The 14,503-nt window shown below is 70.6% G+C and carries 13 protein-coding genes; 9 read left to right on the top strand and 4 right to left on the bottom strand.

Going from position 1 to position 14,503, the window contains the following annotated elements; genetic code table 11:
- The first annotated feature begins 113 nt into the window (after positions 1–113).
- The gene (locus ACFVWW_RS28140; protein WP_384183725.1) at positions 114–611 is read left to right on the top strand and encodes a GNAT family N-acetyltransferase; all 498 of its coding nucleotides are present in this window, start codon (positions 114–116) and stop codon (positions 609–611) included.
- A 15-nt stretch (positions 612–626) separates the two neighbouring features.
- On the opposite strand, the gene ACFVWW_RS28135 is transcribed toward ACFVWW_RS28140, so the two are convergent.
- Positions 627–2,675 (bottom strand): DHA2 family efflux MFS transporter permease subunit, encoded by a 2,049-nt coding sequence (locus ACFVWW_RS28135; RefSeq protein ID WP_384183727.1) that lies wholly within the window; start codon positions 2,673–2,675, stop codon positions 627–629.
- 149 nt (positions 2,676–2,824) lie between these two features.
- Here ACFVWW_RS28135 and ACFVWW_RS28130 point away from each other — a divergent pair, with 149 nt between their 5' ends.
- Positions 2,825–3,685, top strand: a complete 861-nt coding sequence (locus ACFVWW_RS28130) for a peptidoglycan-binding protein (RefSeq protein ID WP_386877442.1) — start codon at positions 2,825–2,827, stop codon at positions 3,683–3,685.
- A gap of 98 nt (positions 3,686–3,783) precedes the next feature.
- The gene (locus tag ACFVWW_RS28125; protein WP_386877443.1) at positions 3,784–4,458 is read left to right on the top strand and encodes an HAD-IA family hydrolase; all 675 of its coding nucleotides are present in this window, start codon (positions 3,784–3,786) and stop codon (positions 4,456–4,458) included.
- A gap of 93 nt (positions 4,459–4,551) precedes the next feature.
- Here ACFVWW_RS28125 and ACFVWW_RS28120 read toward each other — a convergent pair whose 3' ends face one another.
- Positions 4,552–5,289 (bottom strand): ABC transporter permease, encoded by a 738-nt coding sequence (locus ACFVWW_RS28120; RefSeq protein WP_384183735.1) that lies wholly within the window; start codon positions 5,287–5,289, stop codon positions 4,552–4,554.
- A 325-nt stretch (positions 5,290–5,614) separates the two neighbouring features.
- Here ACFVWW_RS28120 and ACFVWW_RS28115 point away from each other — a divergent pair, with 325 nt between their 5' ends.
- From ACFVWW_RS28115 to ACFVWW_RS28095, 5 genes are all read left to right on the top strand, one after another.
- The gene (locus tag ACFVWW_RS28115) at positions 5,615–6,268 is read left to right on the top strand and encodes an HNH endonuclease family protein (protein WP_384183737.1); all 654 of its coding nucleotides are present in this window, start codon (positions 5,615–5,617) and stop codon (positions 6,266–6,268) included.
- A 91-nt stretch (positions 6,269–6,359) separates the two neighbouring features.
- Entirely contained in the window at positions 6,360–8,021 is a 1,662-nt protein-coding gene (locus ACFVWW_RS28110) for an alkaline phosphatase D family protein (RefSeq protein ID WP_386877444.1), read from the top strand.
- Positions 8,022–8,148: 127 nt separating this feature from the next.
- Positions 8,149–10,224 (top strand): FAD/NAD(P)-binding protein, encoded by a 2,076-nt coding sequence (locus tag ACFVWW_RS28105; RefSeq protein WP_386877445.1) that lies wholly within the window; start codon positions 8,149–8,151, stop codon positions 10,222–10,224.
- A 66-nt stretch (positions 10,225–10,290) separates the two neighbouring features.
- The gene (locus ACFVWW_RS28100) at positions 10,291–10,728 is read left to right on the top strand and encodes a DoxX family protein (RefSeq protein WP_384183746.1); all 438 of its coding nucleotides are present in this window, start codon (positions 10,291–10,293) and stop codon (positions 10,726–10,728) included.
- A gap of 243 nt (positions 10,729–10,971) precedes the next feature.
- Positions 10,972–11,631: a DedA family protein gene (locus ACFVWW_RS28095; RefSeq protein WP_384183749.1), complete on the top strand. Its 660-nt coding sequence runs from the start codon at positions 10,972–10,974 to the stop codon at positions 11,629–11,631.
- On the opposite strand, the gene ACFVWW_RS28090 is transcribed toward ACFVWW_RS28095, so the two are convergent.
- Positions 11,628–11,873: a DUF2277 domain-containing protein gene (locus ACFVWW_RS28090; RefSeq protein ID WP_384183751.1), complete on the bottom strand. Its 246-nt coding sequence runs from the start codon at positions 11,871–11,873 to the stop codon at positions 11,628–11,630. The genes ACFVWW_RS28095 and ACFVWW_RS28090 overlap by 4 nt on opposite strands.
- Positions 11,874–11,941: 68 nt before the next feature.
- On the bottom strand, positions 11,942–13,006 hold the full coding sequence (locus ACFVWW_RS28085) for a LacI family DNA-binding transcriptional regulator (protein WP_386877446.1): 1,065 nt from the start codon (positions 13,004–13,006) through the stop codon (positions 11,942–11,944).
- 140 nt (positions 13,007–13,146) lie between these two features.
- Between ACFVWW_RS28085 and ACFVWW_RS28080 the strand changes: the two genes are divergently transcribed.
- Positions 13,147–14,445 carry an ABC transporter substrate-binding protein gene (locus ACFVWW_RS28080; RefSeq protein ID WP_386877447.1) on the top strand — a complete coding sequence of 433 codons (1,299 nt, stop codon included), beginning with the start codon at positions 13,147–13,149 and terminating at the stop codon, positions 14,443–14,445.
- The last annotated feature ends 58 nt before the right edge of the window (positions 14,446–14,503 follow it).

Genomic DNA, 14,503 nt, shown 5'->3' with positions numbered 1-14,503 from the left:
GGCTCGTCTCGGCTCGTACTCGTTTCGGTACTGCTCGTAACGGGTCGTTCTCCGAGTCGGGTTGCCCGGAATCCGGTGGCCAAACGGTCCCGCGCTCGGGTACAGAAATAACCATGAACTGGTCCGTCCGTCCCGAGTCCTTCGGCACCCCCGACGCCACCCGGCTGCGCCGCGCCTACTACGACGAGGTCGCGAGCCGCTATTGGGGCCGCCCCGCGACGGCGGCGGAGATCGACGAGGGGCTGGCCGGCGATCCGCCCGATCACCTCGTCCGCCCCACCGGAGAGTTCGTCGTCGGACGGTACGGCGGCGAGGCCGCGTCCTGCGGCGGGCTGCGCGTGCTGGACGCGGGGACGGCCGAGCTGACGCGGGTGTACGTGTCCCCCGCCGCACGCGGCACCGGGGGCGGCGGGGCGCTGCTGACCGCCCTGGAGGAGGCCGCGCGGCGGCTCGGGGCCGGCAGGCTCGTGCTCGACACCCGGCTCGATCTGGTCGAGGCGCGCGGGCTGTACGCCAAGCACGGCTTCCAGGAGATCCCGGCGTACGGCGAGCAAGGCCCGTACAGCGAGATCTGGTACGGCAAGGAACTCACCGCGCCCGCCAGGACTTAGGGCGGCCGGGGCCTCTCAGGCCGCGTGGTCCCTGGGCGGTTCCGGGGCGCGCGGCCGTTCGCTCTCGGAGCCGCACAGCTCGCTGTTCAGCTCCCGCACCAGCCGCACCAGATCGGTCGGCCGGTCGGGCCCCCACCAGTCGCCCAGCAGCTCCGCCAAGGACTCCTCGCGGAGCTTCGCCAGCACTTCCGCCGTCCGCGCGCCTCGGTCGGTGAGCATCAGTTCCAGACCCTCGCGGCGGGCGAGCCCGCGCTCCTCCACCTGCCGGGACGCGTCGGTGACCGTCCTGATCGGTACGGGCGAGGTCTCCGCGAGCACGGCCGGCTGGACGGAGCCGTGGCGTCTGATGTGCAGCAGCAGCCAACTGGCCGCCGGGAGCAGGTCGTACCCCGCCTTCGCGGTGATCGTCACATAGATCTCGCGGCGGCCCTCGCGCGTGCCGAGGACCGACAGGGCGCGGGCCACTTCGTCGCGCGAGGAGCGCTCGACCGGGTTGGACGCCAGGGTCTCGGTGATCTCCGGGGCGGTCACCGAGCCGCGCAGCGTGTCCTCCTTGAGGAACCACGCGACGGCGAAGGCGAGCAGCACGACCGGTACGGCGTACAGGAAGACATCGGTGATGGACGTCGCGTACGCGTTCAGTACGGGGGGTCGCAGCGCGGGCGGCAGCCGGCCGATGTCCCGTGGGTCGGCGGACAGCCGGCCGGGGCTCACACCGGGCGGCAGCACCCGGCCGGCCAGGGCTCTGACGAGCTTCTCTCCGAGCAGGTTGGTGAAGATCGTGCCGAAGACGGCGACGCCGAAGGACGCCCCGATGGAGCGGAAGAAGGTGGCGCCCGAGGTGGCGACGCCGAGGTCCTGGTAGCTGACGGCGTTCTGTACGACCAGCACCAGGACCTGCATGACCAGCCCGAGGCCCGCGCCGAAGACGAAGAGGTAGCCGCTCATCTCCCAGACGCCGGTGGTCGCCGTGAGCTGATGGAGCAGCAGCAGTCCGACGGCGGTGATGCCGGTGCCGAGGATGGGGAAGACTTTCCAGCGGCCGGTACGGCTGACGAGCTGCCCGGACACGGTGGATGTGATCAGCAGACCGAGCACCATCGGCAGCAGGCGAACCCCGGACATGGTGGGGGTCACGCCCTGCGCCACCTGTAGGAACGTCGGCAGATAGGTCATCGCGCCGAACAACGCGAAGCCGACGATGAAGCTGATGAGCGCGATCAGCGTGAAGGTTCTGAGCCGGAAGAGCCGCAGGGGCAGGACCGGCTCGGCCGCGCGCCCCTCGACCCGGATGAAGACGGCGAGCAGGACGACGCCGAGGATGGCGAGGCCGATGATCTGGCCCGAGCCCCAGGCCCACGTCGTCCCGCCGAGCGAGGCGACGAGCACCAGACAGGTGGCGACGGACGCGATCAGGAAGGTGCCGAGGTAGTCGATGGTGTGCTTGGCCGCGCGTACCGGAATGTGCAGGACGGCGGCGATGACGAGCAGGGCGACGACGCCGATGGGCAGATTGATGTAGAAGACCCAGCGCCAGCTGAGCTGCTCGGTGAAGAACCCGCCGAGCAGCGGTCCGAGGACGCTGGTCGCGCCGAAGACGGCGCCGAACAGACCCTGGTACTTGCCGCGTTCGCGCGGCGAGACGATATCGCCGACGATCGCCATCGACAGCACGATCAGACCGCCGCCGCCCAGTCCCTGGAGCGCGCGGAAGCCGATGAGCTGCGGCATGTTCTGGGCGATTCCGCAGAGGGCGGAGCCGATGAGGAAGATGACGATGGCGGTCTGGAAGAGCTTCTTGCGGCCGTACTGGTCACCGAGCTTGCCCCACAGCGGGGTGGCCGCGGTCGACGCCAGCAGATAGGCGGTGACGACCCAGGACAGATGCTCCAGACCGCCGAGGTCGCTGACGATGGTCGGCAGGGCGGTGGACACGATGGTCTGGTCGAGCGCGGCGAGCAGCAGGCCCATCAGCAGGGCGCCGATGGCGACCAGTACGGTGCGCGGGTTCTGGCCCTCGCCGGGGGCCGGGCTCACGGCCGGCAGGGTCGCTTCCTGAGCCATGGGACATCTCCTCGGGGTCCGCCGAACTCCATCCTGGCCGTTCTGTCCCGTTATGGCCTGCCGAGCGTCCGGCCCGGCCCCCGGGCGTGGCACAGCGTTCGAAAACGGCCTGCATAATCGGCGGCAGTTCAAGGGGAGGGGAACCCACGTTGACCGGACAGCTCTGTCCCGCATGCGGTACGCCGCGCGCCGCGGAAGGCAGACCCGACTGCGATTGCGCGGAGCGAGCGGTACGGGCCGTTCAGGCCGGGCGCTCCGAGGAGGTCGCGGCGTCGGAGGACTTCGATCCGCTGCGCATCCGTCCGTATGTGACGCTCGATACGGAGAAGGCGGCACCGACGGCATTCCGTACGGCGGGCCCACTTCCGCCCCTCGCGGTGAAGACCAGCTCCGCCAGGCCGCCGGCCGCGGAGCTCTATCCGTCGCCGCCGCCGGCCCGCCGCGCGCCGTTCCGCGCGGTGGCGATCGGCGCGGCCGCCGTGGCGGTGATCGGGACAGCGGCGTTCGCCGGGGGCCTGTTCTCGGGGAGCGGACACCAACGGGCGATGCCCGAGGAGACGTACCCGGGTCCGCCGACGGCGAGCGCCCCGGAGCGGGACGCGTCCGCGTCGCCTTCGCCGTCGCCCTCCGCGTCGGCGACCCCGTCGGTCACGGCGCCCTCGCCCCGCGCGACCCCGAGCGCGCCGCGCTCGACCTCTCCCGAGGCGCCACGGTCGTCGGCTCCGGCGAAGCCCACGCCCCCGGCTCCGGAGCAGCCGCTCCAGGCTCCGCCGGGTGCCTCGCTCAGCCGTGGGGACTCCGGCCCCGAGGTTGTCGAGCTGCAGAACCGGCTGGCGGAGATCTGGCTGTTCCGCGGGGCTTCGGACGGTCGGTACGACGAACGCGTCGAGGGCGCCGTACGCGTCTATCAGTCGTACAAGAACATCGAGGGCGACCCCCAGGGCGTCTACGGACCGAACACCCGGCGCGCGCTGGAAGCAGAGAGCCAGGGCCGGGGTCGCCGGCACTGAGCCGCTTTGTATAATGACGAAACAAAGTGGCTCCGTCCGTACTCCCTGACCGGCGGGCGGGGCCACTTCTCTCTGCTCCCGCCCTCTGGAGTCCGCCGATGCCGGCCACCGCTTCCACCACGACGTCCGTCCTGACCGCTCGTGCCCTCCTGCTCGACATGGACGGCACCCTCGTCAACTCCGACGCGTCCGTGGAGCGCTGCTGGCGCGGCTGGGCGACCGAGCACGGCCTCGATCCCGAGGCGGTACTGAAGGTCGTCCACGGCCGTCAGGGATACGCCACGATGGCCGTACTGCTCCCGGACCGCCCCGTGGAGCAGAACCACGCCGACAACCTCGTGCTGCTGGCCCGGGAGACGGCCGACACGGACGGCGTCGTCCCGATCCCCGGCGCCCCGGCCTTCATGGCGGCCATCGCCACCCTCCCGCACGCCCTGGTCACCTCGGCGGACGTGGCCCTGGCGGACGCCCGTATGACGGCGGCGGCCCTCCCGATGCCGAAGATCCGCGTGACGGCCGAGAGCGTGACCGCCAGCAAGCCCCACCCGGAGGGCTTCCTCCGAGGCGCCGCCGAACTGGGCTTCGCCCCGGAGGACTGCGTGGCCTTCGAAGACTCCGAGGCCGGCATCACGGCGGCCCGGGCGGCGGGCATGCGCGTGGTGGGCGTGGGCCCCCGGGCCGCGGCCCAGTCGCCGGACGCCCACATCCACGACCTCACGCACCTGCGCGTGGAGCCCCTCCCGAACGGCGACATCCGCCTGCACATCGGCTGAGGCCGGACCCGGCCGGCCGGCTCCGCAGGGACGGCTCGGCTCAACCGGCCCGGCTCAACCGGCCATCTCAACCGGCCCGCTCAACCGGCCCGCTCAGCCGTCCCTGTTCAGCCGGCCCCGGGTCACCAGTTCCAGCACCACGCTCACCGCCACCGCCTGTACCGCCATCAGCGCCACCAGTACGAACAGCTGCACCGCGCCCGCCAGGACCGGGGACGCTCCGCCCAGCAGCATTCCCACGAACGCGCCCGGCAGCGTCACGAGTCCCACCGTCCTCGTCTGGTCGAGGCCCGGGAGCAACGCGTCCGCCGCGGCGGGCCTGGCGATCTCCATACGGGCGTCACGGTCCAGCAGCCCGAGCGCGAGCCCCGCCTCGACCTCGCCCTTTCGCGCGTGCAGCTCGTCGAGCGCCCGCCGCCCGCCCAGTACGGTCGCGGTGAGCGCGCCGCCGATGAGGATGCCGGTCACCGGGATCAGGGCGATGCCCTTGACCGGTACGACTCCGGTGAGCAGCAGCAGGCCGATGACCGGCCCGACCCCCGCGCCGATCGGTACGGCCGCCCACCACCAGGTCCCGTTCCCGGTGACACGTCGTCCCGCCGTCCACACCGCGACCGCGTACATCAGCGCGACAAAGCCGAGCAGCGGCGGTACGGCCCCGACCACCCACCCGATCACCAGGGAGACCGCGCCGAGTTGGACCGCCGCCCGCACCCCCGCGACAGCGATCTCGCGGGCCCGCCCCAGGTGAGCGAGCGCGGCCACGGTCACGGCGACGATCAGCAGCAGGCCGAGGACGACCCCGAACGTGACATCGACACGCAGCAGCACGCGCCCACCCTATGCCGCACCCGAACGCACCCGAACTCACCCGAATGCGCCCGGCCGCGCCCAGCCCTGACGCCAAGCACTGAGGCCCGGCCCTGACGTCCGGCGCCAACCTTGTGCCTTGGCGCCCGAATTGCCGCCCCATCACAACAACATCGTCACCCTTTTCCTCTTGATGTGACGTGCCCATGTCGCCACCCTGTTACCTGAAGCCCACCCCCCGGAAACCCGCCGCCGTCACGATGGCGGCCGGGCTCACCACCCCGCACCACCGGGCCCCGTGCCCCCGCACGGTCCGGTCAGGTCCCCCCACTTCAAGGGAGTTCGCATGTCAGGTATCTACGCGCGTCGCATGCCCCGCATAGCCGTCCTCGCCGCCTCGGCCGCGCTCGCCACCGCAACCACGCTGCTCACCGCCCCCGCCGCGCAGGCAGCCATGCCCACCCCGGTCAGCGCGTCCACCGCGCGCTCCTACCTGAGCCAGCTGACCGTGAAGGCGGAAGGTTCCACCAGCGGTTACAGCCGCGACCTGTTCCCGCACTGGATCACCCAGTCCGGCTCCTGTGACACCCGTGAGGTCGTCCTCAAGCGCGACGGCACGAACGTCGTGCAGAGCTCCACCTGTGCCGCCACCAGCGGCAGTTGGTACTCGGTGTACGACGGCGCCACCTGGACCGCCGCGTCCGACGTGGACATCGACCACATGGTGCCGCTCGCCGAGGCCTGGACCTCGGGCGCCAGCAGCTGGAGCACCGCGCAGCGGCAGTCCTTCGCGAACGACCTGACCCGCCCGCAGCTGATCGCCGTCACGGACAACGTGAACCAGTCGAAGAGCGACCGCGACCCGGCGGAGTGGCTGCCGCCGGTCACCTCGTACCGCTGCACGTACACCCGCGCCTGGGTGCAGGTGAAGTACTACTACAACCTGAGCGTCGACTCCGCCGAGAAGAGCGCGCTCTCCAGCGTCCTGAACGGCTGCTGACCCAGCACGTCCGGGCCCCGCTCAATCCGGGCCCCCCTCCCCGCTCCCCTCCGTCGTTCCGTACCGTACGGAACGACGGAGGAGGGCACCTATGACCGGGCTGCGCCTGGGACCACTGCTGCGGTACGTCGACTGGGACGCCGGCGGCACGGCGACCGTCTGGGTCGAGGCCGACCGGCCGTGCACGGCGGAGGTCCGCTGCGAGGACGGGGCGTACGGCACCACGCGTACGTTCCAGATCGCCGGCCACCACTACGCGCTGATACCGGTGACCGGCCTGACGCCGGGCACCGCCACCGCGTACGAGGTGCTGCTCGACGACCGGCGCGTCTGGCCGCCCGAGGACTCCCGCTTCCCGCCGAGCACGATCCGTACCCCCGCCGGCCCCGGCGCGACCTCGGCCGGGCTGCGCGTCTCCTTCGGCTCCTGCCGCTGGGCGTCACCGGCCCACGGCGAGCAGGACCCGGTCGGACCCGACGCCCTCGACACCCTCGCGACACGCATCGCCCACGATCCCGGCGCCGAACGCCCCGACGTCCTGCTGCTCCTCGGCGACCAGGTGTACGCGGACGAGACCTCGCAGGCGACCAGGCGCTGGCTGGCGGAGCGCCGGGATCTGAGCGAGCCGCCGGGCGCGGAGGTCGCCGACTACGAGGAGTACACCCACCTCTACGACGAGTCCTGGCGCGACCCCGTGGTGCGCTGGCTGCTCTCCACCGTCCCCAGCTGCATGATCTTCGACGATCACGATGTGATCGACGACTGGAACACCAGCGCCGCCTGGCTGGCCGACGTGCGCGCGACACCCTGGTGGCAGGAGCGGGTGCTCAGCGGGCTGATGTCGTACTGGGTCTATCAGCACCTCGGCAATCTCTCCCCCGCCGAGCTGGCGACGGACGAGCTGTACGCGGCCGTACGCGCGGCGCCCGACGGCACCGACCTGCTGCGGCGGTTCGCCTCCGAGGCGGACCGCGATCCGGCGTGCGCGCGCTGGAGCTACCGGCGCGACTTCGGCCGTACCCGGCTGCTGATGGTAGACTCCCGCGCCGCCCGCGTGCTGGAGGAGCAGCACCGCGCGATGCTCGACGACGGCGAGGCGCGCTGGGTGCGCGAGCAGGCGCTGGACGGGCGGGGTTCGTACGACCATCTCCTCGTCGGCACCTCACTGCCCTGGCTGCTGCCGCCCTTCATCCATGACGTGGAGTCCTGGGACTCCGCGCTGTGCGGCGGTGAACGCGGCGCGCGCTGGGCGCGTTTCGGCGAATGGCTGCGCAGAGCGGCCGACCTGGAGCACTGGGCGGCCTTCCCCGACTCCTTCGAGAAGCTGTCGGCGCTGATCTCGGAGGCCGGCAGCGGGCCCGGGGCCCCGGCGACGGTGTGTGTGCTGTCGGGCGACGTGCACCACGCGTATGTCGCCGAGCCCTCGTGGACGAGCGGTGACCCGGACGCGAAGGTCGTCCAGCTGACCTGCTCCCCGGTGCACAACTCCATCCCGGCGTCGATAAAGCTCGGCTTCCGCTTCGGCTGGAGCCGGCTGGCCCGGGGTCTTGGCCATGGCCTGACCCGACACGGACGAGTCACCCCGTCGGCGGTCAACTGGCGCAAAACGGGTGGGCCTTGGTTCGGCAATCAGCTGATGACCCTGACCCTGCACGGCCGTTCCGCCGATCTCAGACTGGACCACGCCCGCACCACGGACAGCGGCACGGAGCTGGTGACCGTGGAGGAAAGAAGCCTGACAGCGGGTCCGTGATGCCTCGCCACGGCGTCCGCGATCCGTTGACGCGGCGTCCGTGATGCCTCGCCGCGGCGTCCGTGATCCTTCCCACAAGGCGTGATCCTTCACCCAAGGGTTCGACACCCGCGGCACCAGCGGCATGATGAGGCAGGCCATCCGCTTCCCGAAGCGGATCGTTCCCTTCCCGCACCCCACATGCCCCGGAGTCACCGCTTTGTCCGATGTACGGCAGCCCCTGCCCCGCTCCCTGGCCGTAGTCGGCGCCGGCCCCCGCGGCACCTCTGTCCTCGAAAGACTCTGCGCGTCCGTGCCCGAACTGGCCCCGGACCTACCGCTGACCGTGCATCTCGTGGATCCCGCGCCGCCCGGCGCCGGGCGCGTCTGGCGCACCGACCAGTCGGCCGAGCTCCTGATGAACACCGTGGCCTCGCAGGTGACCGTCTTCACCGACGACAGCGTCGAGTGCGAGGGCCCGATACACCCGGGGCCGAGTCTGTACGAGTGGGCGGCGACCCGCCCGGGAGAGCGGCTCGGCCCCGACGACTACCCGAGCCGTGCCGCCTACGGCCGCTATCTGGAGTGGGCCTTCCGCAGGACGGTGGCCGGCGCCCCGGAGAATGTGACGGTCGAGGTGCACCGCGCCCGGGCGATCCGTCTCGATGACGACCCCGACAGCGCCACCGTCGGCCCGAAGGCCCCGTCCACCACGCCCGTTTCACCCGATGCGCCCGGTGCGTCCCTCCCGTACCGCCCCACGCAGACGCTCACCCTCGACAATGGCACGACGATTTCCGGCCTCTCCGCCGTCGTACTCGCGCAGGGCCATCTTCCGGTGGTTTCCGGACAGACCCAGGCGACGCTTTCGGAGTACGCGGAACGCCACCGGCTGCGCTATCTGCCGCCCGCCAACCCGGCCGATGTCGACCTCTCCGCGGTCGCCCCGGGCGAACCGATTCTGCTGCGCGGGCTCGGCCTCAATTTCTTCGACCACATGGCGCTGCTGACGGCGGGTCGCGGCGGTCTCTTCACCCGGGGCCTCGACGGCGTTCTCGTATACCACCCGTCGGGGCGGGAGCCGCAGTTGTACGCGGGGTCGCGGCGCGGTGTCCCGTACCAGGCACGCGGGGACAACGCGAAGGGCCCGTCAGGACGTCATCTCCCGCTGGTGCTCACCCCGGATGTGATCTCGCTGTTCCGCAAGCGCGCGGACGAGGGCGACCCGCCGGACTTCCTCGAAGAGATCTGGCCGTTGGTCGCCAAGGAGGTGGAGGCGGTCTTCTACGACGCGGCGCTGGCGGCCGGCGGCCGCCCGCAGGGCAGCCGCGACCGGTTCGTCGACCGCTTCCTCGCGGCGCCGCACGGCAGCGCGCGGGAGACCGCGGTGCTGGACGAAGCGGGGATCGGGGCGGCGGACCGCTGGTCCTGGGACCGGATCTCGCGCCCCTACGACGGGGAGACCTTCCGCGATCCGGCCGATCATCGTGCCTGGTTGCTGGCACATCTGCGGCAGGACGCGGCGCAGGCCGCGCTCGGCAATGTGGCGGGTCCGGTCAAGGCGGCGCTGGACGTGCTGCGCGATCTCCGCAATGAGCTGCGGCAGATCGTGGACCACTCCGGCCTCTCGGGCACCTCCCGGCGCGACCATCTCGACCGCTGGTACACGCCGTTGAACGCCTTCCTCTCCATCGGCCCGCCGCGCCGCCGCATCGAGGAGATGGCGGCCCTGATCGAGGCGGGGGTGCTGGATGTGATCGGCCCGCGGACGACCGTGCGGACGCGGGACGGGGTGTTCACCGCCGAGTCCCCCGAGGTGCCGGGATCCCTGGTCCGCGCGACCACCCTCGTGGAGGCCCGGCTGCCGGAACCGGACCTTCGGCGCAGTTGCGATCCGTTGCTCTCGCGACTCCTGAAGACCGGTCAGTGCCGGCCGCACACCGTCGACGGTTACGAAACCGGAGGGGTGGATGTAACCCGCCGTCCATATCGCCTGATAGGCCGTCAGGGGGATGTTCACCCAAGGAGGTTCGCGCTCGGCGTGCCCACGGAAGGGGTGCACTGGGTGACCGCGGCGGGCGCCCGGCCCGGGGTCGACTCGGTGATGCTCTCGGACACCGACGCAGTGGCACGTGCCACCTTGCGAACGCCGGCCATCGGAGAAGCGGAATACGCGGCGCGAATTGTTCCCCGACAAAATGTTGAACTTGCAAGCATTGATTAGGTCTGCCTAACGTGAGGGGAGCTTCTCATCGGTCCAGACCAATAGATCGAAGGAGTACAACCCCCCATGAATACACGCCTCAATCACGCGCAGCCCTACGCACTCGCCCTGTTCCGTATCGTCGTCGGGCTGCTCTTCGCCTGCCACGGAGCCGCTTCGCTCTTCGGTTTCTTCGGCAAGGACACCGTTGCCGCGGGGATGTGGCCCGGCTGGTACGCCGCCGCCATCCAACTCGTCGGCGGCACCCTGGTGCTGCTCGGCCTCGGGACGCGGATAGCCGCTCTGGTGGCCTCCGGCTCCATGGCGTACGCGTACTTCAACGTCCACCAGCCCGATGGGCTCTTCCCGATGCAGAACGGCGGTGAACCGGCGGCGATCTTCGCCTGGACGTTCCTGCTGATCGTCTTCACGGGCCCCGGGGCGCTGGCCCTGGACCGGCTGTTCACCTCCCGCGGCGACGGCGAGGAGGAGCGGCGGGAGCACCGTACGGCCGTGGCCGCCTGATCCTCGGGACCGCCTGAGCCCGTAGGACCGCCTGAGCCTTGGCACCGACCGATCCGTAGGACCGATTGATCCGTACGACCGATGAGACGGCGCCCGGACCCGCGACCAGGGTCCGGGTGTCACCTTTTGATAACCCGGGTTAACTCTCCGTACCGCACAGGCGTACGCTGTATGGCTGCAGCCGCCGCTGCCGCTCCCCTGCGACATCCGGCGTCGCAACGGGACGGGCGGGGGAGTCAAAAGGTGCTGGAGAGTCTGGGGTCGCTGACCGGCAGCCCATGGATTTACGCGGTCGTCGCCCTCTCCGTGCTGCTCGATGTGTTTCTACCCGTGCTGCCCAGCGGGGTGCTGGTGATCACGGCCGCCACGGCGGCGGCCGCGGGCTCGACCACCGTCGCGGGCGCGGCCGGCAAGGTGGCGCAGGTGCCGCACGAGGTGCCGTCCCTGCTGATTCTGATGCTCTGCGCGGCAGGTGCGTCCGTGCTCGGCGATCTCGTCGCCTTCCGGCTCGCCCGGCGCGGCGGCGAACGTCTCGACCGCGCCATCGCCCGCTCCCGCAGGCTGACCACCGCGCAGGAACGGCTGGGCGGTGCGCTCAGCCGTGGCGGCGGGATCCTTGTCGTCATAGCCCGTTTCGCGCCGGCCGGCCGCTCGGTCGTGTCCATCGGCGCGGGCGCGGCACACCGCAAGGTGAAGGAGTTCCTGCCCTGGTCGGCGCTGGCCGGCGTGGCATGGACGGGGTACAGCGCGGGCCTCGGCTACTTCGGCGGCCAGTGGCTCGGTGGGAGCTGGGTGGGCGCGGCCGTGTCCGTACTGGCGCTGTTCGCGGCGGGCACGCTGGCCGCGTACGTCATACGGCGCCCGGCGCCGGCCGCCGTCGCGGCCCCTGCTCCGGCCGCTTAGGCACTCTGCGGCTGCGGCTGCGGCGTGCGCGCCGAGCCCCGTACCTCGATGCCCTGGAGCAGTTTCGCGGTCGACTCGGCGATCTCGTCGACGGCCCGCTCGAACACCTCGCGATTGTGCGCGGCGGGCTCACGGAAGCCGGAGACCTTGCGTACGTACTGCAGGGCGGCGGCCCGGATGTCCTCCTCGGTGGCCTCTTCGGGGAGTACGGGCGGACGGAGGGTCTTGATGCTGCGGCACATGCCTCCAGTGTGACCGAGGCGCGGCCGGTTCGGAAAGGAACCGGCACCCGGGCCGGATGACGGACGCGCTACCGCCCGGCCCCGTCTTCCTCAACCGCCGCGCCGTCCACCGCCGCCCCGTCCTCCACCGCCGCCGTGCTGTTCCTGACGACCAGCCGGGTTCCGAACTCGATACGGGCGTCCGCCTGGTCCGAGCTCCGCAGCCGCAGCAGAATCCGCGCGGCCTCCTCGGCCATCTGTTCGAGCGGCTGATGCACGGTCGTCAGGGCCGGGCTCGACCACTGGGCGAGCGGGATGTCGTCGTATCCCACGACCGACAGGTCTTCGGGCACCTGCAACCCCAGTACCCGGGCCGCCTCCAGCACCCCGAGCGCCTGGAGGTCGCTGCCCGCGAAGATCGCGGTCGGCCGGTCGGGATCCCGGAGCAGCTCCAGGGCGTGCGTATGGCCGGACCGGACGTGGAAGTCGCCGAATCTCACCAGTGCGGGGTCGGTGTCGAGTCCGGCCATGCCCATGGCCGAGCGGAAGCCGTCGAGCCGCGCCAGGGAGCACAGCATGTCCTCGGGGCCGGTGATGACGGCGATCCTGCGGTGACCGAGCTCGATGAGATGACGGGTGGCGGCGAGCCCGCCGGCCCAGTTGGCGGACCCCACGGAGGGCACATCGGGTTCCGGGTCGCCGGCCGGGTCGATGATGACGAACGGGATGGCCCGGGACCACAGCTTCTTCTTGAGGTCGTCGGGGAGGGTGGAGAAGACCAGGACCACCCCGAGCGGGCGGCGGCGCAGCACTCCTTCGACCCAGTCGGCTCCCGGGGAGTGGCGGGTGCCGGTCTCGGTGAGCACCACGCTCATCCCGGTCGCCTTGGCGACGTTCTGTACGCCCCTGATCAGCTCCATCGACCACGTGCTGTCCAGCTCGTGGAAGACGATCTCGATGAGCGGTGACTCGGGCGGAGTGGTCGCGGAGCGCCGGTATCCGTGCTCTTCCAGCAGCTCTTCGACCTTCACGCGGGTCGGAGCGGAGACATCGGGCCGCCCGTTGAGGACTTTCGAAACTGTCGAAAGGGATACGCCGGCTTGCGAAGCCACCTGGGCCAGGGTCACTCGGCCCGCACTCCTGTCATCACGCATGCGTTGAAGGATAGGGCACCGGCGCTTGGTAACGGTTTGATAGCGCGGCGACCCCGCTGTTGACCCTCCCGAGAGGGAACCCTACGGTCGCTCGACAGAGACTTTCGGCAAAGTGGCCGATACTTTCGAGAGGTCGATCGATGACAACACGCGCACGGTTTCCCCGAGCCGTCGCCGGTGGCGCGGCGCTCGTCCTGACTCTGTCCCTGGCGGCCTGCGGCAACAGCGGCCCCTCTTCGAGCGCCGACGAGTTCCACGTACTCGTCTACGGCGACGCCGCGAACAAGGTCGAGAAGCAGATCGTCGCGACGTTCAACAAGACCTCCGAAGTCAAGGCCGTCCTGGACACCGTCCCCGGCGCGGACTACCAGCAGAAGCTCCAGACCGTCATCGGCACCGCGCAGGCTCCCGACGTCTTCTTCAACTGGGGCGGCGGCAGCATCCAGCCGTTCGTGAAGGCGGATCTCCTGATGCCGCTCGACGACCTGATCAAGAAGGACCCGGGGCTCAAGTCCAACTTCCTGCCGTCGGTCTTCAACACCGCCGTGGTCGACGGCAAGGCGTACGGGGTGCCCATGCGCGGCACCCAGCCGGTCCTGCTGTTCAACAACCGCGAGGTGCTCGCGGACGCCGGCGTGGCGGAGCCCAAGACCTGGGACGAGCTGCTGGCCGCGGTGAAGAAGCTGAAGGCGAAGGGCGTCACACCGATCGCGCTCGGCGGCGGCGACAAGTGGCCCACCCTGATGTGGTTCGAGTATCTCTACGACCGCGTCGCGGGCCCCGGGCTGTTCGAGAAGGCCCTGTCGGGCGACAAGAGCGTGTGGGAGAGCGCCGACAGCAAGAAGGCGCTGAGCATGCTCAAGGAGCTCATCGACACGGGCGCGTTCGGCACCAACTACGACTCCGTGAAGTTCACCGACGGCGGCTCCCCGGCCCTGCTGGCCGGCGGCAAGGCGGGCTTCGAGCTGATGGGCTCCTGGGCGTACTCAACCCAGCAGGACGCGAACCCCGACTTCGCCAAGGACGACCTGGGCTACACCACCTTCCCCAGCGTCGCGGGCGGCAAGGGCGACGCGGCCGACCTCGTCGGCAACACGAACAACTTCTACTCGGTGCGCAAGGGCACCCAGCACGCCGATGCCATCGCGAAGTTCCTCAAGCTGATGTACTCGGACGAGTTCGTGAAGGCCCAGCTGGCCATCGGCAATCTGCCCACCACCACGAACACCGACACGTTCCTGGACTCCGCGGACAACCCGGAGTATCTGAAGTACCAGTTCGGCCTGGTCGACAAGGCGCCCGCGTTCCAGTTGTCGTGGGACCAGGCGTATCCGCCGGCGAACATGACGCCCATCTACGTGGCGGTCCAGCAGTTCTTCAACGGGCAGCTCGACGCGGCCGGTTTCATCGCGTCCATGCAGGCCCTGACCACCGCCTGAGAGCGGTGAGCCAAGAGCTGTGAGCTGAGTTGTGAGCTGTGAGCCGAGAACCAGGAAC

Origin of the sequence: Streptomyces sp. NPDC058198 (genome assembly GCF_042882605.1) — a bacterium.
GTDB lineage: Bacteria > Actinomycetota > Actinomycetes > Streptomycetales > Streptomycetaceae > Streptomyces.
The sequence above is the reverse complement of the archived record's forward strand: the minus strand, read 5'-3'. Positions and strand labels throughout refer to the sequence as shown.

Coding starts and splice junctions, on each gene's coding strand:
- ACFVWW_RS28080 (WP_386877447.1), top strand. CDS start 13,147: ATGACAACACGCGCACGGTTTCCCCGAGCCGTCGCCGGTGGCGCGGCG.
- ACFVWW_RS28100 (WP_384183746.1), top strand. CDS start 10,291: ATGAATACACGCCTCAATCACGCGCAGCCCTACGCACTCGCCCTGTTC.
- ACFVWW_RS28110 (WP_386877444.1), top strand. CDS start 6,360: ATGACCGGGCTGCGCCTGGGACCACTGCTGCGGTACGTCGACTGGGAC.
- ACFVWW_RS28125 (WP_386877443.1), top strand. CDS start 3,784: ATGCCGGCCACCGCTTCCACCACGACGTCCGTCCTGACCGCTCGTGCC.
- ACFVWW_RS28115 (WP_384183737.1), top strand. CDS start 5,615: ATGTCAGGTATCTACGCGCGTCGCATGCCCCGCATAGCCGTCCTCGCC.
- ACFVWW_RS28090 (WP_384183751.1), bottom strand. CDS start 11,873: ATGTGCCGCAGCATCAAGACCCTCCGTCCGCCCGTACTCCCCGAAGAG.
- ACFVWW_RS28140 (WP_384183725.1), top strand. CDS start 114: ATGAACTGGTCCGTCCGTCCCGAGTCCTTCGGCACCCCCGACGCCACC.
- ACFVWW_RS28105 (WP_386877445.1), top strand. CDS start 8,149: ATGAGGCAGGCCATCCGCTTCCCGAAGCGGATCGTTCCCTTCCCGCAC.
- ACFVWW_RS28085 (WP_386877446.1), bottom strand. CDS start 13,006: ATGCGTGATGACAGGAGTGCGGGCCGAGTGACCCTGGCCCAGGTGGCT.
- ACFVWW_RS28135 (WP_384183727.1), bottom strand. CDS start 2,675: ATGGCTCAGGAAGCGACCCTGCCGGCCGTGAGCCCGGCCCCCGGCGAG.